This is a genomic window from Haloarchaeobius amylolyticus (assembly GCF_026616195.1).
In the GTDB taxonomy this organism is placed as follows: domain Archaea; phylum Halobacteriota; class Halobacteria; order Halobacteriales; family Natrialbaceae; genus Haloarchaeobius; species Haloarchaeobius amylolyticus.
Genome location: NZ_JANHDH010000001.1, coordinates 687,742 through 710,148 on the forward strand (window position 1 = coordinate 687,742; position 22,407 = coordinate 710,148).

Genomic DNA, 22,407 nt, shown 5'->3' on the forward strand with positions numbered 1-22,407 from the left:
GTCAGTCCTGCCTGTACTCCTTCCGGAAGCCACGGAACTCGGTGCGGTGGGCCTCCTCGTCGGCGAGGAGCGACACCGCGATGTCCTCGGTCACGGGGTCGTTGGCCGCCTCGGCCGCGTCGATGAGGGCGCGGTAGGTCTCGATGGCGTCCTCCTCGGCGTCGATGACGCCCTCGATGACCGAGAGCACGTCCGTCGTGTCCTCGGGGGGCTGGAGGGTCTCCTGCCGGGCCTCGAACTCCATGGAGCCAGGCGGTGCCTCGTCGAGTTGCTTCAGTCGGTTGCCGAGCTGGCGCGCGTGTGTCAGCTCCTCCTGGATGTCCTGGTCCAGACTCTCTTTGATCTCCTCTGCGCGCACGCCATCGAGGACGATGGCGTTCGTCATGTAGTTCATCACCGTCTCGATCTCGTCGCTGTACGCCTTCTTCAGGAGGTCGACGACCTGCTGGTCTGTCATACGTGAATCTTCTCTCGGGAACGACATAACGATGGGGCCAAAGGCAAGCTAGGCGCGGTACACCGCCGGCGCGACCGACGGTCGGTCCGCCATCACGCCCCTGACGGACGTCGAACCGACCCGCCACCACGACGTGGAGTGCGCGCGAGCCACACACCCCGTCGCACCGACCCCGAACTGGCACGACCTGCAGCCCCGCCCCGCATTCGTATCAGGATGTGGACAAGCAGACTCGTAGGAATATAAGGAATATGTATCAGACTGTAGTCGCCGCCCTCGTGCGATTCTGTGATTCATGACGGTCGTTCGCCACGTTCCGCCGCGCGCCAGCGACCTGTCACACCACCAAGTTTAAATATGGGTTCGGGCTTTGGGTGAGATACAATGTCGCACCACGACACCCGCTCTGACACCAGTCAGGGCGATCGAGTTCTTCCAGGGCACACTGAACGCCACAACTGAATTCGACACCGCACGCGTATTCGACACCACACTGCGGGACGGCGAGCAGTCCCCACGGACGTCTTTCTCCTACGAAGACAAACGGGACATAGCGGCTGTGCTGGACGAGATGGGCACCCACGTCATCGAGGCCGGGTTCCCCGTCAACTCCGACGCCGAGTTCGAGGCCGTCTCGGACATCGCCAAGTACACAGATGCGACGACCTGCGGGCTGGCCCGGGTCGTCGACAAGGACATCGAGGCCGCGATCGACTCCGGCGTCGAGATGATTCACGTCTTCGTGAGCACCTCCGACGTCCAGATCGAGGACTCGATGCACGCCACCCGCGAACAGGTGAAACAGCGAGCCATCGAATCGGTCCGCCGCGTCAAGGAGGCCGGCGTCGAGTGTATGTTCTCGCCCATGGACGCCACCCGGACCGACGAGGACTTCCTCATCGAGATGGTCGAGGCCGTCACCGAGGCCGGAACCGACTGGATCAACGTCCCGGACACCTGCGGGGTCGCGACCCCGCGGCGGTTCTACGACATGATCGAGACCATCAACGAGCACACCACGGCTCGCATCGACGTGCACACGCACGACGACTTCGGGCTGGCGACCGCCAACGCCCTGTCCGGCATCGAGGCCGGCGCCCACCAGGCGCAGGTCTCGGTGAACGGCATCGGCGAGCGCGCCGGCAACGCGGCCTACGAGGAGTTCGTCATGGCCGTCGAGTCGGTGTACCAGGCCGACACGGGCATCGACACGACCCGCATCACGGAGCTGAGCAAACTGGTCGAGGCGCGCTCGGACATGCCGGTCCCGGCGAACAAGCCGGTCGTCGGCGACAACGCCTTCAGCCACGAGTCCGGTATCCACGCCGCCGGGGTCATCGAGAACTCCGACACGTTCGAACCGGGCGTCATGACGCCGGAGATGGTCGGTGCCAGCCGCGAGCTGGTGCTGGGCAAGCACACCGGCGTCCACGCCGTCCGCCAGCACCTGGTCGAGGCCGGGTTCGACCCGACCGAGTCCCAGGTACGCGCGGTCACGCGCAAGGTCAAGGACCACGGCGCGGAGAAGGAGCGCGTCACCGCGAGCACGCTCTTCGAGTTCGCTCGCGACATCGGTATCCCCACCGAGGAGGAGACCGAAGAGGTGAGGGCCTGATGGGCCATCCCCGCAAGGTCTGCCCCACCACCAAGGTTTATATGAACCGGGGGTCGTACACAGTCGGTAATGAGACAGTCACCAGCTGCAGACGGGGCACGCCTCGCCAGCAGCGGTGCTGTCGTACGGACGCTGTCGATTGTAGGGGCCGTCTAGCCCCTACACCACCCTCTCCTGACCCGGTTTCCGCATCGTTCCATCAGTCACAGCCGACAGCACGTACGTCAGCAATGTCCCAGTACACATCCGACACCCCGCATCGCTCCCGACCGACACCAGCCGCGTTCGACGCGACAGCCACAGGACCGAAAGCATGAGTGAACGCGCGAGCACGACTCCGAGCAGCACAGCGACCGGTGAATCGTCCGGCGCGGAGACAGACACCGACGCCGAACCGACCGTCCCGAAGACCGGCGCGACCGCCGTCATCGAGTCGCTGGAGGCCGCCGGCGTGGAGTTCGCCTTCGGCGTCCAGGGCGGGGCCATCATGCCCGTCTACGACGCCCTGTACCACTCCGACATCTACCACGTCACGATGGCGCACGAGCAGGGTGCCTCCCACGCGGCGGACGCCTACGGCATCGTCGCCGGCGAACCCGGCGTCTGCATGGCCACGTCCGGCCCCGGCGCGACCAACCTCGTGACCGGCATCGCGGACGCCTCGATGGACTCGGACCCGATGATCGCCCTGACCGGGCAGGTCCCGACCGAGTTCGTCGGCAACGACGCCTTCCAGGAGACGGACACGACCGGCGTCACCGCGCCCATCACGAAGACGAACTACTTCGCGAGCCACCCCGACACGGTCGGCACGACCGTCTCGGAGGCGTTCGCGCTGGCGCGCGAGGGCCGTCCCGGCCCGACGCTGGTCGACCTGCCGAAGGACATCACGCAGGCCGACTCGAACGCCGACGCCGGCCCGCCGCAGCTGCCGGACACGTACCAGGTGACCGAGAGCGCGGCACCCGACGCGGTCGAGGCGGCCGCCGACGCCATCCAGTCCGCGAACAAGCCGCTGCTGTTGTTCGGCGGCGGCGTCATCAAGGGCGACGCCAGCGAGGAGGCACGACAGTTCGCGACGACCTACGACATCCCGGTCGTCACGACGATGCCCGCGCTGGGCTCGTTCCCCGAGGACCACGAGCTGTCCCTCGAGATGGCCGGCATGCACGGCACCGGTTACGCCAACATGGCCATCACGATGACGGACTGCCTCGTCGCGGTCGGCTGCCGGTTCGACGACCGGCTGACCGGCGGCATCGAGACGTTCGCGCCCGACGCGGAGGTCGTCCACATCGACATCGACCCCGCCGAGATCAGCAAGAACGTCGAGGCCGACTACCCGCTCGTCGGTGACGCGGCCACCGTCCTCGACCAGCTGGACGAGGCCATCGAGGCGGCGCCCCAGACGAAGAAGTGGCGCGCGACCTGCCAGCAGTGGAAGTCCGAGTACCCGATGGACTACCACGCCCCCGAGGACGAACCCCTCCGACCCGAGTTCGTGGTCGAGGCGTTCGACGAGGCGACCGCGGACGACGCCATCGTCACGACCGGCGTCGGCCAGCACCAGATGTGGGCCGCCCAGTACTGGACGTACAAGACGCCCCGGACCTGGGTCTCCAGCCACGGCCTGGGCACGATGGGCTACGGGCTGCCCGCCGCCATCGGCGCGAAGGTCGCGGCCCCCGACCAGGAGGTCGTCTGCTTCGAGGGCGACGGCTCGTTCCTGATGACGATGCAGGAACTCTCCGTGGCGGTCCGCGAGAACCTCGACATCACCGTCGCGGTGCTGAACAACGAGCACATCGGGATGGTCCGCCAGTGGCAGGACGCCTTCTTCGGCGGCCGCCGCATGGCCTCGGAGTACCCCTGGGTGCCCGCCTTCGACAAGCTCGCCGAGGCGTTCGGCGCGAAGGGCATCGCGGTCGAGGACTACGACGAGGTCGCCGACGCGGTCGACGAGGCCCTGAACTACGACGGGCCCGCCGTCGTCGACTTCCACGTCGACCCCGAGGCGAACGTCTACCCGATGGTTCCGAGTGGCGGCGACAACGGTCAGTTCGCGCTGACGGAGGGCCACCTATGAGCGGCGGCCTGCAGGGCCCCGCGCCCGAGGAACGCGCCCGCCCCGAGGGCCGGCGCAACAAGCAGGGCATCCGCATCGACCCCGAGGTCGAGGCGGAACACGAGCCCCGCCGGGCCATCATCTCGGTGCTGGTCGAACACGAGCCGGGCGTCCTCTCGGACGTCTCCGGCCTGTTCAGCCGCCGGCAGTTCAACATCGAGAGCCTGACCGTCGGGCCGACCGAGGACGACTCGAGGGCCCGCATCACGGTCGTCACCGAGGAGCCCGACCCCGGCATCGACCAGATAGAGAAGCAACTCCGGAAACTGGTGCCGGTCATCTCGGTCAACGAGCTGCCCGACGACGCCATCAACCGCGAGCTGGCGCTCATCAAGGTCGACGCCGACCACCCGGACCAGGTCTCGGCCGTCGCCGACATGTACGACGCGAAGACGGTCGACGCCTGCCAGGAGACGGTCACCGTCGAGATAACCGGGAGCCGACAGAAGATCGAGTCCGCCATCGAGACGTTCGAACGCTTCGGCGTTCGCGAGATCACCCGCACCGGTACCGCCGCACTGGCGCGAGCCACCACCGACACCGCACAACGACAATGACAGACGAGTTCACCACAGACGTCTACTACGACGACGACGCCGACGCAACGTACATCGAAGACAAGACGGTAGCCGTCCTCGGCTACGGCAGCCAGGGCCACGCCCACGCCCAGAACCTCGACGAGAGCGGGGTCGACGTGGTCGTCGGCCTGCGCGAGGACTCCTCCTCGCGCGCCGCCGCGGAAGCCGACGGGCTGGCCGTCGCCACGCCGCGCGAGGCCGCCGAACAGGCCGAGGTCGTGGTCGTGCTGGTGCCGGACACGGTCCAGCCGGCCGTCTTCGAGGAGATCGAGCCCGCGCTGGACGCCGGTGACACGCTCCAGTTCGCCCACGGCTTCAACATCCACTACAACCAGATCCAGCCGCCCGAGGACGTCGACGTGACGATGGTGGCCCCGAAGTCGCCGGGCCACATCGTCCGGCGAACCTACGAGAACGGCGAGGGCGTCCCCGGCCTGGTCGCGGTCTACCAGAACACGACCGGCGAGGCGAAGTCCGAGGCACTGGCGTACGCCCAGGCCATCGGCTGTACCCGCGCCGGCGTCATCGAGACGACGTTCCAGGAGGAGACCGAGACCGACCTGTTCGGCGAGCAGGCCGTCCTCTGTGGCGGCGTCACTTCGCTGGTCAAGCAGGGCTACGAGACGCTGGTCGACGCCGGCTACAGCCCGGAGATGGCCTACTTCGAGTGCCTGAACGAGCTGAAGCTCATCGTCGACCTGATGTACGAGGACGGGCTCGGCGGCATGTGGCACTCCGTCTCGGACACGGCCGAGTACGGCGGCCTGACCCGCGGCGACCGCATCGTCGACGAGCACGCCCGCGAGAGGATGGAGGAGGTCCTCGAGGAGGTCCAGAACGGCGAGTTCGCCCGCCAGTGGATCACCGAGAACCAGGCGGGCCGCCCGAGCTACACCCAGCTCAAGGAGGCCGAGGAGAACCACGACATCGAGGCCGTCGGCGAGGAGCTGCGCAGCCTCTTCGCGTGGGAGGCACAGGAAGACGAACAGCCCGAGGAACCACCCGCAGCAGACGACTGAGACAATGAGCAAGAACAACGAAACGATGCGAGAGGTCAGCCACACCAACCCCTACACCGGCGAGAGCATGGGCTCCGTGTTCGAACACGGTGTCACCATCGTCGCCGACGGCGGCCGCGACCCCGAGCGCGAGGACGTCGAGGACGAGGACGAGTTGACCGGAACCGAGATGAAAGACGTCGACCACACCCCGCCCCACGACGACGGCGAAGGCACCGACCGGACCTTCGCCCGTGGGGGCGAGCGCGTAGGCGAGGAGACAGAGGAGTAAGATGTCCGAGGGCACGCTCTACGACAAGGTGTGGGACCGGCACAAGGTGACGACGCTGCCGACCGGACAGGACCAGCTGTTCGTCGGCCTCCACCTCATCCACGAGGTCACCAGCCCGCAGGCGTTCGGGATGCTCAGAGAGCGGGACATGGAGGTCGCCTACCCGGACCTCACGCACGCGACCGTCGACCACATCGTCCCGACGGCCGACCAGTCCCGCCCGTACGAGGAGGACGCGGCCGAGGAGATGATGGCCGAACTGGAGGAGAACGTGCGCGAGGCCGGCATCGACTTCTCCGACCCGACCACCGGCGACCAGGGCATCGTCCACGTCATCGGGCCGGAGCAGGGGCTCACCCAGCCCGGCATGACCATCGTCTGTGGCGACTCCCACACGTCGACCCACGGCGCCTTCGGCGCGCTGGCGTTCGGTATCGGGACGAGCCAGATCCGCGACGTGCTCGCGACGGGCACGGTCGCGATGGAGAAGCAGAAGGTGAGAAAGATCGAGGTCACGGGCGAACTGGCAGACGGCGTCGAGGCGAAAGACGTCATCCTCGAGATCATCCGCCGGCTCGGCACCGACGGCGGCGTCGGCTACGTCTACGAGTACGCCGGCGAGGCCATCGAGGACCTCGACATGGAGGGACGGATGTCCATCTGCAACATGTCCATCGAGGGCGGTGCCCGCGCGGGCTACGTCAACCCCGACGAGACCACCTACGAGTGGCTGGAGGGCCGCGACGAGGTGCCCGAGGGCGACGCCTTCGAGGAGCGCAAGGCGTACTGGGAGTCCATCCGCAGCGACGAGGACGCCGAGTACGACGACGTGGTCACCATCGACGGCTCCGAGCTGGAGCCGGTCGTCACCTGGGGGACCACCCCCGGGCAGGGCGTCGGCGTCACCGAGCCCATCCCGGAACCCGAGGAACTGCCCGCGGACAAGCAGGACACCGCTCGGCGCGCCCAGGAGCACATGCGCGTCGAACCCGGCGACACGATGGAGGGCTACCCCATCGACGTGGCCTTCCTCGGCTCCTGTACGAACGCCCGCCTGCCGGACCTGCGCCGCGCCGCGAGCATCGTCAAGGGCAAGCAGGTCCACGAGGACGTCCGCGCACTGGTCGTCCCCGGCAGCCAGCGCGTCCAGGAGGCCGCCGAGCAGGAGGGCCTGAAGGAGGTCTTCGAGAACGCCGGCTTCGACTGGCGCAACGCCGGCTGTTCGATGTGCCTCGGCATGAACGAGGACACCCTCGAGGGCGACGAGGCGTGTGCCTCCTCGTCGAACCGGAACTTCGTCGGCCGCCAGGGGTCGAAGGACGGCCGCACCGTCCTGATGAACCCGCGGATGGTCGCCGCCGCGGCCATCAACGGCGAAGTGACCGACGTTCGCACCGTCGAGGAGACGGAGGTGGTCACGAATGAGTGACGACGGCCCCGCCGAGACGGTCGAACACGTCTCCGGGACGGGTATCCCGGTCCGTGGCAACGACATCGACACGGACCAGATCATCCCGGCGCGCTTCATGAAGGTCGTCACCTTCGACGGCCTCGGGCAGTTCTCGTTCTTCGACCAGCGCTTCGACGACGAGGACAACCCGAAGGAGCACCCCTTCAACGAGGAGAAGTTCGAGGGCGCGAACGTCCTCGTGGTCAACTCCAACTTCGGCTGTGGCTCCTCGCGCGAGCACGCCCCGCAGGCGCTCATGCGCTGGGGTATCGACGCGCTCGTCGGCGAGTCCTTCGCGGAGATCTTCGCGGGCAACTGCCTCGCGCTCGGTATCCCGACGGTCACGGCCGACACCGAGACGGTCGAGGCCATCCAGGACTGGGTGGACGAGCACCCCGACGAGGACATCGACGTGGACGTGGCGAACGAGACGGTCACCTACGGCGATACCACCGTGGACGTGACCGTCGACGACGCCCAGCGAAAGGCGCTCGTCGAGGGCGTCTGGGACACCACGGCGCTGATGAAGGCGAACGCGCAGGCGGTCTCCGAGACGGCGGAGAGTCTGCCGTACGTCGAGGACGGCAAGCGGGTCTGAACTCGTTTTCACTGTCTGTTTCGACGGACGTCCCCGGTGTGGCGATTCAGTCACGTCAGGGAACACCCGGTAGAAATCGACCGGAGATACCGGACGAACAGCTATCTCGTCGGGGGTCGACTAGAGATATCGAGATGTTGTTGGCGGAAACGACGAGGATTCACGCGTCCCCGGGCGACGTCTACCGATTCTTCGAACGGATGGACGCGAACTACGAGCGGTGGCATCCCGACCACGTCGAGTTCAGGTGGGTCGATGGCGACGGGCTGGAACCGGGAACGGAAGCGTACTTCGAGGAGCGCATCGCCGGGAAGACCCAGCAGAAAACCGTGCGATTCGTCGAGGTCGACCCGGACCGATACATCGAGTTCAAGCCGACCTCGCTGCTCGTCGGGCTCCTCATGCCGTCGATCAGTTTCACCTTCGACCCGCAGGAGGACGGCTGTGAAGTCACGCAACGAATCAAGGTCCGGACCGGGCCGATCGGTGCGCGCCTCAACCGGCGCGAGTTCGACGCCGTCAGGACGCACATGAGAGAGGAGGGGGAGAACCTGAAGGCGATACTCGAGTCCGACAGCGTCGACACATCCTGACCGGCGCCGGACCTACCTGTTCTCGCGGTTCACCCGCGGCCTCTGTCACCCATCGCGAGTGCCTCGGGCAGAGCCGAGCCCCTTCTCGAGGAACTCCAGCACCCGCGGCCACGAATCCTCGCTGGCGCGAGCCGTGGCCTTCGCGACCTCGGCAGGACCAACACCCGAGAGTGGCTGATAGGGGGTCCCGATGTAATGGCCGACGCCGTCGTAGGTCAGGTGCTCGTAAGGGTGTGCGAAGTCGTGGCGGTCGAGGCGGTCGATGGCCAGCTCGGCGAGGTAGCGCGACTGCCAGACCTCGTCGTCGCCACCGGAGAGCAGGAGTATCGGCCCGTCCGTGTTCTCGACCCGCGAGACGGCGCGCTCGATTTCACCGTCGTCGAGGCCCTGCTCGATGCTCGCGCCGGGCGTCGGTTCCGCGACGATGTGAGGGACTGGGTCGCCGCCGTCGGTCCACGCCGGTTCGCCACAGGGCGTGTCCCACGCGAGGGCGCTCCCGGCGTAGGAGACGACGACGCCGACCCAGTCGCGGCGGGACCCGAGCAGGAGGGCGAGTTCGGCACCGCGGGAGACGCCGAAGGCCCCGACGCGCTCGGCGTCGATTCCCGGTTGCTCGCGGAGCCAGTCCCGGGCCGAATCGAAGTACTCCAGTGGGACGTTCCGGTGTTCGCCGGGGATGGGGTCGCCCTCGCCGAAGTAGTCGATGGCGAGCGTGGCGTAACCCTGGTCGGCGAGGAGTTTCGCCCGGCGGGTGCCGAGGCGGCCGGCCGAGCCGTGGAGGTCCAGAATCGCGGGGTGTGGACCGTCTCCCGGCGGCTCGAACAGCGTGCCGACGACGTCCTCGCGGTCGACGGGCCGGCTGGTGATGCCGGGGTCGTAGAGGACGCGGGTGGTGGACCGGGTCGCTTCCCCGGTGTCGGTCGTCGCTCGCAACTCGACCTCGACGGTCGGGGTTGCACCGAGTGCGGGGTAGGCCTCGTCCGCGTCGTTGTCCATCGCCCAGAGCCAGCCCATGGGCTCGCAGCCGTCGTAGCTGCCGGTCTCGGGGGCCTGCTGGGACAGGTCGACCGCACCCTCGGCGTCGGCCCGGAGGGTCAGTTCCGAGTACCATTCCACGCCGTCGTCGTCGGTCAGGGAGGCGATGAACTCGACTGACTCGCCGGGGATGAGGCCGGTCAGTCGGATGGAGATCTGCTCGTCGGTATGGCTGGTCTCGGGGGCGTGGATGGCGAGGGCTTGCTGGTCACTTGCGGCGTCGGTGCTCGGGTCGTGCTGTGGCGGTTTCTCCGTCATGGATGGGGTGGTGCGGTCGGTCGCGGGCGGTGCAGTCGGGTCGATTCACTTCGGCAGCCAGACCGAGGGCACGTGGTCCCACGCCCAGCGCTGCTCGGGCTTCTCCGTGACCTCCCAGAAACTGCGCGGCCAGGTGCCGAGGGCGTCGTGAATCTGCCGGTAGGAGAGCGTGCTCTCCTCGCGCATGACGAGGCCGAAGCGCTCGCGGTGAGCGTCGGGGTCGAACTCGTGGTCCAGGTCGTCGGGGTCGGCCGCCTGCAGCCGGCGATGGTGGGCCGCGGCGCGGCTGTTCATGTAGCCCAGCACGAGGTGGCCGCCGGGCGCGACCGCGTCGTAGAGGGCCTGGAGTGCCTGTTCGGACTCTGGGACGTAACAGAGCGTCCCGTAGCAGACCACGAGGTCGAACCCGGTGTCGGGGTCGAAGTCGGGGAGGACGGCCTGCTCGAATCGCGCGTTCTCGAGTTGCTCCTCGCGGGCGCGAGTCCGGTTCTCGGCCAGTATCGACTCGGCGGCGTCGTAGCCGAGGACGGTCGTCTCGGGGTGGCGCTCCGCGAGGTCGAAGGTGAGGACGCCGGGGCCACAGCCCACGTCGGCGACCGTGTCGGGGACGCCCTTCGCGGCGACGAAGTCGGCCAGTAGCTCGCGCATGTGGTGGGCGCTCGGGGTCGCACTCTCGCGGGCCTCGTCGTCGGCGTCGGTCCAGTACCGGTTCCAGTCGATGGTGTCGGGGTGGGTCTGGTCTGTCGCTGTCATGGTGGTGGGTGGGGACGGTGTGCGGGCGGTTCGGCCCTGCTGGTGTGGGTGGGGTCGGTGGTGCTCACTCGAGGAACAGCGCGGCGTCGGCCTCAACCATCCCGGACTCGTCGCCGGGAATCGACGCGAACCAGTCGACGGTGAAGTCACCGGGGTCGACGTCGTCGTTCTCGATGGCGTCGGGGTTCAGGCTGGGTTCGGGGCGGTCTTCGGGTCCCGCCGCGGGGACGGCGCGGAACACGACGTGGGTCGTGGACTCGAAGACCTCGTCGGAGCCCTCGATGTGGTGGTCGACCCGGCGAATCCGCTCGGTGCCGGCGAACTCGACCGCGAGGCCGACCAGGTGGTCGATCTCCGCGAGTGCGGGCGGGAGCCACGCCTCGTCGCCTTCGACCTTCACGTTGGGCATGAGGGGTTTACCGGAGGGCTCGTGGACCATGAGCAGGAGTCGGCCCTGCTCGTCGGTGATACCGGCGATGGCACGGCCGGCGTATTCGGCCTCGCAGTGGCTCTCGCTCTCGTGGTCGTTGGGCGTCTCGCGGTAGTCGGCGTCGACCTCGTCGGCGAGGGACTGCAGGTCGGAGAACTGCTCGAAGGTGGGCGGTACGTCGGTCGCGGGTGGTGTGGCGTGGTCGGACATGTGTGCAGTGTGTCGCTGGTTCGCGGGCGGTGCTCCCGTCATCGCCGGAGCGTCGAGTGGCCGTCTGCTGTGACGACCCGGTTCTCTCGACCGGGGTGGACCGGAGGGCGTGCGTCAGCTGGGGACCTGGAACCGGCGGAGATGTCTCTCATGTGTCCTGTCGATTGTCGGAGTGGCGGCGGCTCGTCGGGAGTGGTGCTGTCGTCGTCGCGTGCGTCACCGGCCGTGATGCGGCCGAACACCGGAGGCTCGTGCTCCGGAGAAGTAGCTACTGGAGACTGATACAAGAAACTGGCGATTTAATTTCGCACTGTCTCTGCATTTAATAATTCGATGCCCGGGGACAAAAGTCTTGGGGTGAGACCGGGCGAAGAGCGCCCGCGTCGGCCGCACCGACAGCCCCGGAGAACATCTGCCGATACCGAATACCTTTCCCCCCGGCCTACCGTCTTCGCGTCCAATGAGCGAACACATCGCCGTCATCCCCGGCGACGGTATCGGGCAGGAGGTCGTCCCGGCCGCCGTCGAGGTGCTGGACGCGGTCGGCAACTTCGAGTTCGAGTACGGTGAGGCAGGCGACGCGACGAAGGCAGAGACGGGCGAGGCACTCCCCCCGGAGACCAGAGAGCTCGCGGCGCGTGCCGACGCGACGCTGTTCGGCGCGGCCGGCGAGACCGCGGCCGACGTCATCCTCCCGCTGCGGGACATCGTGGACTCCTTCGTGAACGTGCGCCCGGCGCGTGCGTACCCGGGCGTGGACGCGCTGCGCCCCGAGACCGACCTCGTCTTCCTCCGCGAGAACACCGAGGGCGTCTACTCCGGCCACGAGGACCGCCTCTCCGAGGACCTCTCGACGCTGACCCGCGTCGTCACCTCGTCGGCGTCGGCCCAGCTCGCCGAGTACGCCTGCGAGTACGTCGACGAGCGCGGCCTCGACGGCTTCCACGTCGCCCACAAGGCGAACGTGATGCGCGAGACCGACGGGCGCTTCCGGGACACCGTCGTCGACGTGGCCGAGGCCAACGACGTCGAGACCGAGGAGGTCTTGATGGACGCCTTCGCGACCCACGTCTGTCTCGACCCGACGCAGTTCGACGTGGTCGTCTGCCCGAACCTCGCAGGCGACGTGCTCTCCGACCTCGCGGCCGGCCTCGTGGGCGGCCTCGGCCTGCTCCCGAGCGCGAACATCGGCCCGGAGAACGCCCTGTTCGAGCCGGTCCACGGGACCGCCCCCGACATCGCGGGCGAGGGCGTCGCCAACCCCGGCGCGACCGTCCTCTCGGCGGCGATGCTGCTGGAGTACCTCGGCTACGACGAGGAGGGCCAGCGCGTCCGCGACGCGGTCGAGGAGACCCTCGCGGAGGGTCCGAACACCCCCGACCTCGGCGGCGACGCGACCACCGAGGAGGTCACCGCGGCCATCGTCGACCGGCTCTGAGCCGGCGCTGTGGGGACCGGCCTCGAAACCGGTACCACTTTCAATCACTGTTCTGACACCGAGGTATGGACGAGGTCTCCCGCACCGAATCCGTCTACGAAGGCGAGAGCGACGCGTTCGTCGAGAAGTACCAGACCGAATCCGTCGCCGACCTGTACGGCGAGCGGTTCTTCGACGCCCTCTCCGGACCGTGCGTGCTGGACGTGGGCTGTGGCCCCGGTGCCGACACCGCGGTCTTCTCGGACCGCGGCCTCGACGTGGTCGGGTTCGACCGCACGGGGTCCTTCCTGCAGGCGGCCCGCGAGGCCGTGCCCGAGGGTCGGTACGTCCGCGGCGATATGCGCGACCTGCCGTTCGCGTCGGGACACTTCGACGGGCTCTGGGCGTCTGCCTCCCTCCTGCACGTCCCCCGCGAGGCCGTCCCGGCGACCATCCGCGAGTTCCGCCGCGTCCTCGCCGACGACGGCGTGGCGCTGGTGACGCTCAAGCGCGGCACCGAGAGCGGCTACGCCGAGGACGGGCGCTACTTCGAGCGCTACACCGTCGAAGAAGTCCGGACCCTGTTCGCCGAGAACGGCTTCGACGCGGTCGCGGTCGAGGCCAAGCCGGACTGGCTGCAGGTGCTCGCCGGCGAGACGGGCGCGGCCCCGGGGTCGGACGCCCGGTGAGTGCTCCGGGACGGGGCGAGTCACCAGCGGACCGGGATGAGATTTAATCGGCTCGCGGTCGTATCTCTACCCGTATGCCGACCATCGAGATCAGCGAGAGGACGCAGGAACGACTCGACGCCCTCCGCGAGGAGGACGAGACAGACGACGAACTCATCACCGAACTCATCAACATCTACGAGGCGAGCGAGCGGACCCTGTTCCACGCAGGGGACTGATTCTACTCGGACTTCGCGGCGCGGGCGCAGACGGACTCCCAGCGCCCCTTGGACTCGAGGTGTGCCTGCAGGGTCTCGGCGTACTCTGTCGCCAGCCTGCTCGCCGCCTCGGACCGTTCCGCCTCGCGTTTCTCGTCGCTGCCACCCATCCCGAGGGCGTTCTTCACGGAGTCGAACAGGCCACCACCACCGCCGCCGCCGCCACCACCACCAGCACCGCCGGGTGCGCCACCCATGCCCTGCATCTGCTGGGAGATGCGCTCTAACTCGGGGATGACGGCCGAGAGCTTCTCGTCGTTGGCGACGATGCGTGCCTGCTCCGGGTTCTCCGGGTTCTCGATCTCGAACTCGATGGCGCTCATGATGAGGTCCCACTCCTGGTTCGTGAACTCGGAGTCGAGGACCTCCTGCGTGAACTCCTTGTCGACGGTCATCCGGTCGCCTACGATGGTGTCCTGCCAGTTTGCCATGGCCGGTAGTTCGGGAAGGGTACGTATCAGAATTGTGTCTCGGGCAGGGTGTCGACCCCACAGTATTTTCACTTCGAATACATAAGTTTTCGGCCGTTTGACAGGCCGTGAGAATCAGGCAATACTTACGTCTGTCATCCATCGCGATTGCGAGATGGTCCCCTCATGGACGAAGACAAGTACCCTCCCGAGACCGATAGACGACGGTTCGTCAAGGGCGTCGTCGGTGGCTCCTCGATGGCCGCCATCACGACGGCCGGCGCGGCCGCGGTGAACACCAGCACGACCGACGTGGGCAAGGGCGGCGGGTCCGTGACCTACCGTGCCATCCGGAACACCGCCGGGCCTGCCCCCCGCGGCCTCCCCCAGATACCCCTCGAGACGGACGACGAGGGCTACATCAAGGGCGTCTGGCCCGAGGCCGAGACCAGAACGCTCGAGGACGGCACCGAGATAACGGTCGCCGAGACGGACATCGCCGGTGTCACCTACTCCTCGCGGTGGTTCCAGTACTGCGGTGTCCAGACGTACCGCAACATCCGGCCGGACGCCGACCACGACAACTACATCCGGTACGACCCCGCGACGACCTACGGCTGGCAGCGCGAATCCGTCGAGGGCGGCGCGAAGGTCCACCCCGAGGACTTCGAACCCTACGAGGACTGGACGAACGACATCGGCGACCCCGGCTACGGGAAGCCCGCGACCTGCAACTGGCGCTCGCAGGCGGACTCGGTCCCCTCCGAGGAGACGCTCCCCGTCCAGGTCATCCGGAGTCCGCGCATCGAGGCGGCCGCCGAGGAGGACGAGTGGCTGGCGGCCTCGACCGTGAAGGGCTGTATCGCCTACCTGAACAAGTGTACCCACTTCTGTTGCATCCCCGGGTTCAAGGACAGCGGCGACGCGCCGAAGTTCGGTGCCGCGAACAAGAGCTACTGTGGCTGCCACCAGTCGGTGTACGATCCCTTCGAGGTCGTCGAGAAGACGTACATCGCGTTACCGCGGCCGGACGAGTGAGACGGGGTCGGGGGTAGTCACCCCCCAGACCCGCCACTTACCTCAGAACGCGCCGTCTTCGAGTTCGACCGTCGCGTGCAGGCTCTCCTTGAGCGCGTCGTGGACCTTGCAGAGGGCCTCGGCGCGCTCGACGACGGCGTCGGCCTTGTCGCCGACCTCGTTCTCGACCTTCACGTCGAAGGTGATGGCGTCGAGTTTGTCGTCCTCGTTGAGGTCGCCCGTGGTGTGGATCTCGACGCGCCCGAGCTCGCCGGCCTGTCGCTGCTCGGCGGCGACGCGGAGCGCGGGGACGAAACACGCCGCGTAGGAGGCCAGCAGGCTCTCCAGTGTGTCCGGCGCGTCCTCACCGGTGGCGTCGATGGTCGTCTCGAAATCGCGGATCTCGTTCGTGGCGCTGAACCCCTCCTCGGAGATGGTGCGGACTTCCTTGGACATTGCACTCCATACGTCTCACGGAACCGAGGTAAGCCTTGGCTTCGCGGTGGTCGCTGTCCGGTGTCTCCGACACCTCCTGGCGCGCGGTGCGCAGACCAAGAACCGCCAGACTTCGGCCGATTCTGGCACTGCCCTGGGACGAAATTGGGTCTAACCTGTGGTCGACTTTCCTGTAATCTCGGCGAACGCTCTTTAGCAGGTCCGGGCTCTGTCAGGCCGAGGTTCAGACATGAAGAGACGAACGCTGACCGCGGTCGGGTTCGCCGCCCTGCTCCTCACGTCGAGTGTCTTCGGCGTGGTCGGGGCGACGCCCGACGAGACGACGACCGCACCCGAACCGACCGGCGACTGGAGCGCCGAACTGGCGTGGTACCTCGGCCTGTTCGACCTGAGCGACGACCAGGTCGACGCCATCGTGGCCGAGGCCGAGCGAATGCAGGCAGACGGTGCGAGCGCCGCCGAGATACGCCGCGAGGTCGTGGACTCGCTGCGCCAGTACGGCGTCGACGAGCGCGACATCCGCGAGAAGTCCCAGCTCCGCGTCCTCTACAGGCTGCAGGGACACTACGACCTGACCGACGCCCAGCTCGACGAACTGACGACGATGGTCGTGACCATGTACGACGAGGGCGAGGCCATCCCCGAGATCAAGCACGCCGTCGTCCGGCAACTGCAGGACTACGGCGTCGACACGACCGCCCTCGAGGACCGCCTCTGGCAGGCCCGGTACGAGCACCTGCTGGCGCGGTTCGACCTGAGCGAGTCCGAGGCTCGGCTCGTCGTCGCCGAGGCCCGCGCGCTGTTCGAGAAGGGCGCGACCTGGGACGACATCCAGGACTCGGTCCGGGCGAACCTCCGCGAGTTCGACGCCCAGCGCGTCGACCGTACCGACTGGCGCCAGAAGCTCCACCACGTGAAGCAGGTCCACGACCTCGCCCACCGGTACGGACTCAGCGGCGAGGAGGTCCGTGACGTGGTCACCACCGCCCGCGACCTCCGCGAGAACGGTGCGGACCGGGCAGAGGTCAGGCAGGCCGTCCGCGAGACGGTGAGACAGTACACCACCGACGACCGCAAGAGGGCGGCCGTGAAGCGGGTCGCACACCACCTGCACGACGAGTCCGACCTGACCCGCGAGGAGATACGGACGGCCCTCACCGAGGCCCGTGACCTCCGAAACGACGGCGCCTCGTGGGCCGAGGTCCGCGAGTACATCAGGGAACGTGCCGAGGAACTGTCCGACGAGGAGTCTGCTGGCGAGGCAAGCGCGCGCCCCGTCGCCCCCGCCTGACGCTACCGTGACGGCCCTCCACCGCCCCCGACCCGACAGCCGGGCCCCGGTACCGACCCGCCAGCGACCCCCGTGACTTATTACCGTTTTCGCGGTACAGGAGACAGACATCGATGCGAAAGGTGCTCTGGTGGCTCATCGGCGGTGCGCGCGGGGGGCGGAACCGCCTGCGCATCGTCTACGCACTCGACCAGAGACCGATGAACACCAACCAGCTCTCGAAGGCGCTCGACCTCGACTACAAGACGGTCCAGCACCACCTCGAGCTACTGACCGAGAACAACGTACTGATGACCATGGGCGACGACTACGGCAAGACCTACTTTCTGACCGACCAGATGGAAGCGAACATGGACGTCCTCGACGAGATCGCCGACCAGGCGGACCTGGGTGATGTGGATGTCTGAGTCGCGCGCGGGCCGGCGGACGCTGACGGTCGCGGTCGTCGCCTTCGTCATCGCCGTCATCTCGACGCTGGTGTTCGTCCGGGTCGTCCGGCGGCTCCCGCTCGGGTCGAACCCCGAGATCGCCCTCCAGTTGCTCGTGAAGACGTTCGTCTCGACGTTCACGGTCGTCCTGCTCGTCGCCCTGACCGCCAACTACCTGACGGTGTACCGGGAGCTGCCGAACCGCTTCACGCTGAGTCTCATCATCTTCTGTCTCTCACTGCTGCTGTACGCCATCACGTCGGTCCCGCTGGTCGCAATCGTCTTCGGCGGCTTCCGGCAGGGGCTGGCCGCGAGCATCGGCCCCTTCGCGTTCATCCCCGACGTGTTCGCCAGTATCGCGGTGTTGATACTGCTCCACCAGAGCTACGAGTAGCGGCGAGACCCCCGGCAACCGCGGTGTGCAACACACCTAGCCGGAAGCATTAATCACACGACGATTCAACTGACTGATGAGATGGGAGAGTCAGAGGCGACGTCCTCGGCGGTGGTCCTCCAGACGCTGGTCGAGAACCTGCCCTACGGCGTCCTCGTCGAGGACGAATCGCGCACCGTCGTGGTCGCCAACCAGGCCCTCTGTGAGGTCCTCGACATCGACCAGCCACCGGACGAACTCGTCGGCCGTGACTGCGCCCGGGCGGCCCGGGACGCCGCCGATACCTTCGCCGACGACGAGCCGTTCCTGTCCCGCCTCGACGACGTACTGGAGCGTCGCGAGCCGGTCCACGGCGAGGCGCTCGAACTCGACGACGGCCGCATCGTCGAGCGGACCTACGTCCCCTACGAACTCCCCGACGGCGAGGCGAACCTGTGGCTCTACCGCGACGTGACCGACCAGCGGACCCGCGAGCGCGAACTCGAACGCAAGAACGAGCGCCTCGAACAGTTCGCGTCGGTCCTCTCCCACGACATCCGGAACCCCCTGAGCGTCGCCACCGCGAGCATCGAGATGGCCGCGGAGGAGCACGACAGCGAGCACCTCACGGTGGCGGCAGAGAGCCTCGACCGGATCGACTCGCTGACGAGCCAGCTCCTCACGCTCGCGCGCGACGGTCGCCGCAGTGAGGAGATGGCCCCGGTCCCGCTTTCCCACGTGGTCGACGAGGCGTGGCGGAACGTCGAGACGGCGGAGGCGACACTCGTCAACGACGCCGAGGGTCGGGTCGAAGCGGACTGGGGTCGGCTCGCCCAGTTCTTCGAGAACCTGCTCAACAACGCCATCGAGCACGGGGGCGCCGACGTGAGGGTCCAGGTCGCGTCGACCACCGACGGCTTCACCGTCACCGACGACGGGGCCGGCCTCGACGACGCGGAGACAGACCGGCTGTTCGAGACCGGCTACTCGACGAAGGAGGGCGGGACGGGCCTCGGACTGAGCATCGTCGAGGACATCGCGACCGCGCATGGGTGGGACATCGCGGTCGAGTCACCGTCGGATGCGGGACTCTCTATCGAGGTGACCGGTGTGACCTATCTCGCGTGAGGGACGAATCGGTCGGTGAACCGGGAAAGAAGCGATGTGGTCGCGTCGACCGGGTGTTCGGCGGGGCGACCGCCGATCAGTCCAGCGGGCTCCCGGGCAGTTCCCAGGACTCGTCGCCCTCGAGGACGACGACCTCGGCGTCGCTGCCGGTCGCCTTGACCTCCTTCACGAAGTCCTGCGGGTCCTGCTCGATGGGCGGGAACGTGTCGTAGTGCATCGGGAACGCGTAGTCCACGTCGAGCCAGTCGACCGCGATGGCGGCCTGCCACGGGCCCATGGTGAAGTGGTCGCCGATGGGCACGGCCGCGGCGTCGGGCTGGAGGTGCGGGCCGATGACGTCGCGCATCTCCGTCATCAGCGAGGTGTCGCCCGCGTGGTAGAAGGTCTGGGAGTCCTCGTCCGCGACCTGCGTGGGCTTGGTGTCGGAGATGATGAACCCGGCCGGCATCCCGCCGGAGGTGCCGTAGCTGGTGTCCATCCCGTTGGTGTGGTCGGCACGGTGCATCGTGATGTAGGCGTCACCGCACTCGACGGTGCCGCCGAGGTTCATGCCCATGCCGCCGACGGCCTCGTACTCGCCGAACTCGTCGCGGCAGTACTCGACGACCTCCGGCGTGGCGACCAGCTTCGTCCCCTCGTAGCGGTCCACGTCGCCGATGTGGTCGGCGTGGCCGTGCGTGAGCAGGAGGTAGTCGGGGTCGAGCTCCTCGGGGTCCGTCGACGTCTTCGGGTTCTCGAAGAACGGGTCGATGAGCAGCTCTGTGTCGCCGACCGTCACGAGCCACGTCGAGTGGCCGTACCAGGTAAGTTGCATGGCGTCTGGTACTACTCCCGAAATGAACTTAAAACTGCACGCGACGGCAGTCCACGACGGTCGTCCGGCGGGTTATTTGTCCCACAAGGCGTAGCCCGCGGCATGCTCACGCTACAGCTCAGTGACTTCATGGTCGAGCTCAAAGATGGGTCCATCAAGAACGTCGGCCCCGCGAACAAGTCCGGGTCGGCGAAGCTCTTCGACGTGGAGACGGCCGAGGCGCGCGAGTTCGGCGACAAGCGCGTCAAGCTCGTCTTCGAGGACGACGAGGGCAACGAGGTACAGGTCGCGCTCTTCCCCGAGCAGGTGCGGTCGCTCACGAAGGACGTCGAGGAACTGGAAGAGGAGTCCGCGGTCTTCGAGTCATCGACCCACGACTGAAGTCGTGGGCTTGTCCGTGGACTTCCGGTCTGCCTCCGAATCGGAGTAGGCGGTGTACTCGCCGTTCCCGTTCAGCGTCCCGGACTTCAGGGCGAGATGACCGTCGCCCAACCCAGAGGGGCTTTTGCCCTCTGGTACAGTTACCAACTTGAGACCGATGTTCTTCGAGGCGTTGTAGTCGCCATCAATCGAGTACCCACAGTCGTTACACTCGAACCACCCAGTCTTGCTGTCGCGGTTCGTGCTGGACTGCTGCCCGCACTTCGAGCAGGTCTGACTCGTAAACGCGGGCGGTATCTGTTCAACACGGATACCATACTCTGCGGCCTTGTACGCGAGCATCTCCTGGAGTTCGCGGAACGCCCAGTTGTGCATCTGCCGCTTCACTCGGTCGTTCCGATTATCCATCCGCTCGCGGATGTGGGTCAGTTGTTCGACAGCGATGTACGAACAATCGTGGGCGTCGGCTTCTTCGACGATACGTCGAGAAATCGTGTGCAGGCGATTCAGCACGAAGCGGTTTTCTCGCCCCGACAGTCGCCGGAGTACCTGCTTGGCGGAGCGAGTGCCTTTGTGCTGAAGGCTTCGACGCACGCGGAAGTAGTGATTCTGTCCCCACAGTAGGGTGCCACCGTCGTAGAACGACCCCGTACTGGTCACGGCGACGTTCTTCAGGTTCAGATCCACCCCCAGTACCGTATCGCCGTCCCGTTCTTCGACCTCTTTCTTGATGACGATGTGGAGGTAGAACGCGTCCTCATCCTCGCGGTAGTGGAGCGTCCCCATCCGTTTTTCGTAGTCCTCATCATCCAGATACGACTTCTGGTAGTCACCGAGAACGTAGTCCACGGCGACTCGTCCGTTGATGGTCGAGAGGGTGGCCGACCGATCCTTGATTGTCACCGTTCGCTTGTCGTAGACGGCGGATAGTTCGGTGAATCGTGGGAGTGGTCGGCTGTTACCTTTCTTCCAGTCTGCGACGGTGCTTTTCATGGCTTCGACGGCTTTCGAGTACGCTCGAACGCAGAGGTTTGCAGGCAGGTCTGTCTCGTCTCGCAGGTCGTGGTACACTTCGTCGTGGATGGTGGACTTGTTGAGGATGAGCAAGCCCTCGTCGTTCCTGCCGTGCTGGACAGTGTAATTGCAGGCGTGGGTGAACTGCGAGATGGTTCGATGGAGGTCGACGCACCGCTCGTCGGGGACATCTAGTTTGACGGGGATGGTACGTGAAACCTCCATCTGTACCCGACTCTGGCCTCGTCCTCGTATAAAAACCGCAGCACAGGGGAGTCAGACACGCTGTGCTAGAATGTGAGTGGCGCGAGTGTCGGCCTCCCCCACGGCTGAAGCCGTGGGCTTCCGCCTTGCACCTATGTGAAGGCCCCGAACCACCCGGTGTGGGATACGCGTGCCGGCGGACAGTACCCAGCTGTCGTGCCGGCGGTCCGTCAGTCGGTCTGTCGGTTCTGGCGCCGCCTCAGGCGTTGTTCATCCGCTGGCTGGAGCGCTCGCCGCAGGTCTGGCACTCCTTGACGCGGTACGGCTCCCGGGAGAACTGCGCGTTCTCCTGCTTGGAACTCTCGGTGATGATCTGGACGGAGACCTTGTGCAGCGTCTCCGTGCCACAGCAGTCGCAGCGTTCGGTCAGCCCATTGAATGAGTCGTCAGTCGTTGCCATACATGGAGATTAGCCTCTACTGTTATAATGCCCGATTAGCGTTTTCAGGCTGAGAAATAACCTTGTGGTACCACTTAGTAGCGGCCTGGGAACGCACCAGGTAGGCCACGTTCCAGCACTTGTTCGCACTGGCGAGGCTACTTAAAAATAGTGGCCGATGCGACCACCATCCCGTTCCCATCCTGCGTATTTCGGGGATTCCACCGGAGCCCAAAACCTTATAGTCCGGAACCGGCGACGTATGTCCGTGGACGACGAGCGGCCAATCGAGGAGATTCTGGACACCATCGGCGACGAGCACGCGCGCGAAGTGCTCGCCGCGGTCAGCGAGGAGCCTCGCTCGGCCAAGCAGGTCGCCGAGTTCTGTGACCTCTCCCTCCCAACGGTGTACCGACGAATCGAGATGCTCAAAGAACACGACCTCGTCACCTCGGAGACGCTCGTCGCGAAGGACGGGAACCACTACGACGCCATCAAGTCCAACTTCGACGCGACCGTCATCCGGCTCAAGGAGGACGAGTACGACATCCGTATCTACCGCAAGGAGAACCTCCCGGACCGGTTCTCCAGCCTCTGGGACGAGCTCGGTCGCTGACCGGGCCCCCGGCGGTGCAGTTATATCCCCGGACACAGTAGCAGGTGAGCAACCGTGGTCGAGTTGATCGAAATCGCCGGG

Annotated in this window: 27 protein-coding genes; 18 read left to right on the forward strand and 9 right to left on the reverse strand. The window is 66.7% G+C overall.

Features of this window, described 5'->3' with window-relative positions:
• Position 1: 1 nt before the first annotated feature.
• Entirely contained in the window at positions 2–457 is a 456-nt protein-coding gene (locus NOV86_RS03605; protein ID WP_267639864.1) for a ferritin-like domain-containing protein, read from the reverse strand.
• Between the two features lie 370 nt (positions 458–827).
• Here NOV86_RS03605 and NOV86_RS03610 point away from each other — a divergent pair, with 370 nt between their 5' ends.
• The 8 genes from NOV86_RS03610 to NOV86_RS03645 all read left to right on the forward strand — a co-directional run bounded on the left by NOV86_RS03610 (position 828) and on the right by NOV86_RS03645 (position 8,706).
• Complete coding sequence (locus NOV86_RS03610; RefSeq protein WP_267639865.1) at positions 828–2,072, forward strand: LeuA family protein; 1,245 nt, start codon at positions 828–830, stop codon at positions 2,070–2,072.
• 313 nt (positions 2,073–2,385) lie between these two features.
• Positions 2,386–4,158 (forward strand): biosynthetic-type acetolactate synthase large subunit, encoded by a 1,773-nt coding sequence (ilvB, locus tag NOV86_RS03615; RefSeq protein WP_267639867.1) that lies wholly within the window; start codon positions 2,386–2,388, stop codon positions 4,156–4,158.
• Positions 4,155–4,754 (forward strand): acetolactate synthase small subunit, encoded by a 600-nt coding sequence (ilvN, locus tag NOV86_RS03620; protein WP_267639868.1) that lies wholly within the window; start codon positions 4,155–4,157, stop codon positions 4,752–4,754. The genes ilvB and ilvN overlap by 4 nt, the downstream gene beginning before the upstream one ends.
• Positions 4,751–5,794 (forward strand): ketol-acid reductoisomerase, encoded by a 1,044-nt coding sequence (gene ilvC, locus NOV86_RS03625; protein ID WP_267639869.1) that lies wholly within the window; start codon positions 4,751–4,753, stop codon positions 5,792–5,794. Before ilvN ends, ilvC begins: the two co-directional genes overlap by 4 nt.
• Before the next feature lie 4 nt (positions 5,795–5,798).
• Positions 5,799–6,065, forward strand: a complete 267-nt coding sequence (locus NOV86_RS03630) for a DUF7989 family protein (RefSeq protein WP_267639870.1) — start codon at positions 5,799–5,801, stop codon at positions 6,063–6,065.
• Between the two features lies 1 nt (position 6,066).
• Positions 6,067–7,494, forward strand: a complete 1,428-nt coding sequence (gene leuC / locus NOV86_RS03635; protein ID WP_267639871.1) for a 3-isopropylmalate dehydratase large subunit — start codon at positions 6,067–6,069, stop codon at positions 7,492–7,494.
• Positions 7,487–8,113 carry a 3-isopropylmalate dehydratase small subunit gene (gene leuD, locus NOV86_RS03640; RefSeq protein ID WP_267639872.1) on the forward strand — a complete coding sequence of 209 codons (627 nt, stop codon included), beginning with the start codon at positions 7,487–7,489 and terminating at the stop codon, positions 8,111–8,113. The genes leuC and leuD overlap by 8 nt, the downstream gene beginning before the upstream one ends.
• 134 nt (positions 8,114–8,247) lie before the next feature.
• The gene (locus tag NOV86_RS03645; protein WP_267639873.1) at positions 8,248–8,706 is read left to right on the forward strand and encodes an SRPBCC family protein; all 459 of its coding nucleotides are present in this window, start codon (positions 8,248–8,250) and stop codon (positions 8,704–8,706) included.
• A 45-nt stretch (positions 8,707–8,751) separates the two neighbouring features.
• On the opposite strand, the gene NOV86_RS03650 is transcribed toward NOV86_RS03645, so the two are convergent.
• The 3 genes from NOV86_RS03650 to NOV86_RS03660 form a co-directional block, all read right to left on the reverse strand.
• Positions 8,752–9,999: an acyl-CoA thioester hydrolase/BAAT C-terminal domain-containing protein gene (locus NOV86_RS03650; RefSeq protein WP_267639874.1), complete on the reverse strand. Its 1,248-nt coding sequence runs from the start codon at positions 9,997–9,999 to the stop codon at positions 8,752–8,754.
• 45 nt (positions 10,000–10,044) lie between these two features.
• Positions 10,045–10,752, reverse strand: a complete 708-nt coding sequence (locus tag NOV86_RS03655) for a class I SAM-dependent methyltransferase (RefSeq protein WP_267639875.1) — start codon at positions 10,750–10,752, stop codon at positions 10,045–10,047.
• A 64-nt stretch (positions 10,753–10,816) separates the two neighbouring features.
• Positions 10,817–11,392 carry a hypothetical protein gene (locus NOV86_RS03660; protein ID WP_267639876.1) on the reverse strand — a complete coding sequence of 192 codons (576 nt, stop codon included), beginning with the start codon at positions 11,390–11,392 and terminating at the stop codon, positions 10,817–10,819.
• Positions 11,393–11,852: 460 nt separating this feature from the next.
• On the opposite strand from NOV86_RS03660, the gene leuB reads away from it, so the two are divergent.
• From leuB to NOV86_RS03675, 3 genes are all read left to right on the forward strand, one after another.
• Positions 11,853–12,830, forward strand: a complete 978-nt coding sequence (leuB, locus tag NOV86_RS03665; protein WP_267639877.1) for a 3-isopropylmalate dehydrogenase — start codon at positions 11,853–11,855, stop codon at positions 12,828–12,830.
• 65 nt (positions 12,831–12,895) lie between these two features.
• Positions 12,896–13,498 carry a class I SAM-dependent methyltransferase gene (locus NOV86_RS03670; protein WP_267639878.1) on the forward strand — a complete coding sequence of 201 codons (603 nt, stop codon included), beginning with the start codon at positions 12,896–12,898 and terminating at the stop codon, positions 13,496–13,498.
• 74 nt (positions 13,499–13,572) lie between these two features.
• Complete coding sequence (locus tag NOV86_RS03675) at positions 13,573–13,716, forward strand: DUF7557 family protein (RefSeq protein WP_267639879.1); 144 nt, start codon at positions 13,573–13,575, stop codon at positions 13,714–13,716.
• Positions 13,717–13,718: 2 nt separating this feature from the next.
• Here the strand turns inward: NOV86_RS03675 and NOV86_RS03680 are convergent, their stop codons facing one another.
• Positions 13,719–14,186: a DUF5799 family protein gene (locus NOV86_RS03680; protein ID WP_267639881.1), complete on the reverse strand. Its 468-nt coding sequence runs from the start codon at positions 14,184–14,186 to the stop codon at positions 13,719–13,721.
• Between the two features lie 165 nt (positions 14,187–14,351).
• On the opposite strand from NOV86_RS03680, the gene NOV86_RS03685 reads away from it, so the two are divergent.
• Positions 14,352–15,203: a ubiquinol-cytochrome c reductase iron-sulfur subunit gene (locus tag NOV86_RS03685; RefSeq protein WP_267639882.1), complete on the forward strand. Its 852-nt coding sequence runs from the start codon at positions 14,352–14,354 to the stop codon at positions 15,201–15,203.
• A gap of 42 nt (positions 15,204–15,245) precedes the next feature.
• Here NOV86_RS03685 and NOV86_RS03690 read toward each other — a convergent pair whose 3' ends face one another.
• Positions 15,246–15,638, reverse strand: coding sequence for an OsmC family protein (locus NOV86_RS03690; protein WP_267639883.1), 393 nt, complete (start codon positions 15,636–15,638; stop codon positions 15,246–15,248).
• A gap of 229 nt (positions 15,639–15,867) precedes the next feature.
• Here NOV86_RS03690 and NOV86_RS03695 point away from each other — a divergent pair, with 229 nt between their 5' ends.
• The 4 genes from NOV86_RS03695 (at position 15,868) to NOV86_RS03710 (ending at position 18,858) form a co-directional block, all read left to right on the forward strand.
• Complete coding sequence (locus NOV86_RS03695) at positions 15,868–16,929, forward strand: hypothetical protein (RefSeq protein WP_267639884.1); 1,062 nt, start codon at positions 15,868–15,870, stop codon at positions 16,927–16,929.
• Between the two features lie 122 nt (positions 16,930–17,051).
• Positions 17,052–17,336: an ArsR/SmtB family transcription factor gene (locus NOV86_RS03700; protein ID WP_368408756.1), complete on the forward strand. Its 285-nt coding sequence runs from the start codon at positions 17,052–17,054 to the stop codon at positions 17,334–17,336.
• Positions 17,329–17,751 carry a DUF8036 family membrane protein gene (locus tag NOV86_RS03705; RefSeq protein WP_267639886.1) on the forward strand — a complete coding sequence of 141 codons (423 nt, stop codon included), beginning with the start codon at positions 17,329–17,331 and terminating at the stop codon, positions 17,749–17,751. The genes NOV86_RS03700 and NOV86_RS03705 overlap by 8 nt, the downstream gene beginning before the upstream one ends.
• Positions 17,752–17,832: 81 nt before the next feature.
• Entirely contained in the window at positions 17,833–18,858 is a 1,026-nt protein-coding gene (locus NOV86_RS03710) for a sensor histidine kinase (protein ID WP_267639887.1), read from the forward strand.
• A gap of 76 nt (positions 18,859–18,934) precedes the next feature.
• On the opposite strand, the gene NOV86_RS03715 is transcribed toward NOV86_RS03710, so the two are convergent.
• Positions 18,935–19,672, reverse strand: a complete 738-nt coding sequence (locus tag NOV86_RS03715) for a metal-dependent hydrolase (protein WP_267639888.1) — start codon at positions 19,670–19,672, stop codon at positions 18,935–18,937.
• Between the two features lie 102 nt (positions 19,673–19,774).
• On the opposite strand from NOV86_RS03715, the gene NOV86_RS03720 reads away from it, so the two are divergent.
• Positions 19,775–20,053, forward strand: coding sequence for a hypothetical protein (locus NOV86_RS03720; RefSeq protein WP_267639889.1), 279 nt, complete (start codon positions 19,775–19,777; stop codon positions 20,051–20,053).
• Here NOV86_RS03720 and NOV86_RS03725 read toward each other — a convergent pair.
• Entirely contained in the window at positions 20,036–21,292 is a 1,257-nt protein-coding gene (locus NOV86_RS03725) for an RNA-guided endonuclease InsQ/TnpB family protein (protein WP_267639890.1), read from the reverse strand. The genes NOV86_RS03720 and NOV86_RS03725 overlap by 18 nt on opposite strands.
• A gap of 238 nt (positions 21,293–21,530) precedes the next feature.
• Positions 21,531–21,731 carry a DUF7835 family putative zinc beta-ribbon protein gene (locus tag NOV86_RS03730; protein ID WP_267639891.1) on the reverse strand — a complete coding sequence of 67 codons (201 nt, stop codon included), beginning with the start codon at positions 21,729–21,731 and terminating at the stop codon, positions 21,531–21,533.
• Positions 21,732–21,972: 241 nt separating this feature from the next.
• Here NOV86_RS03730 and NOV86_RS03735 point away from each other — a divergent pair, with 241 nt between their 5' ends.
• Positions 21,973–22,326: a winged helix-turn-helix domain-containing protein gene (locus NOV86_RS03735; protein ID WP_303647472.1), complete on the forward strand. Its 354-nt coding sequence runs from the start codon at positions 21,973–21,975 to the stop codon at positions 22,324–22,326.
• Positions 22,327–22,407 lie beyond the last annotated feature (81 nt).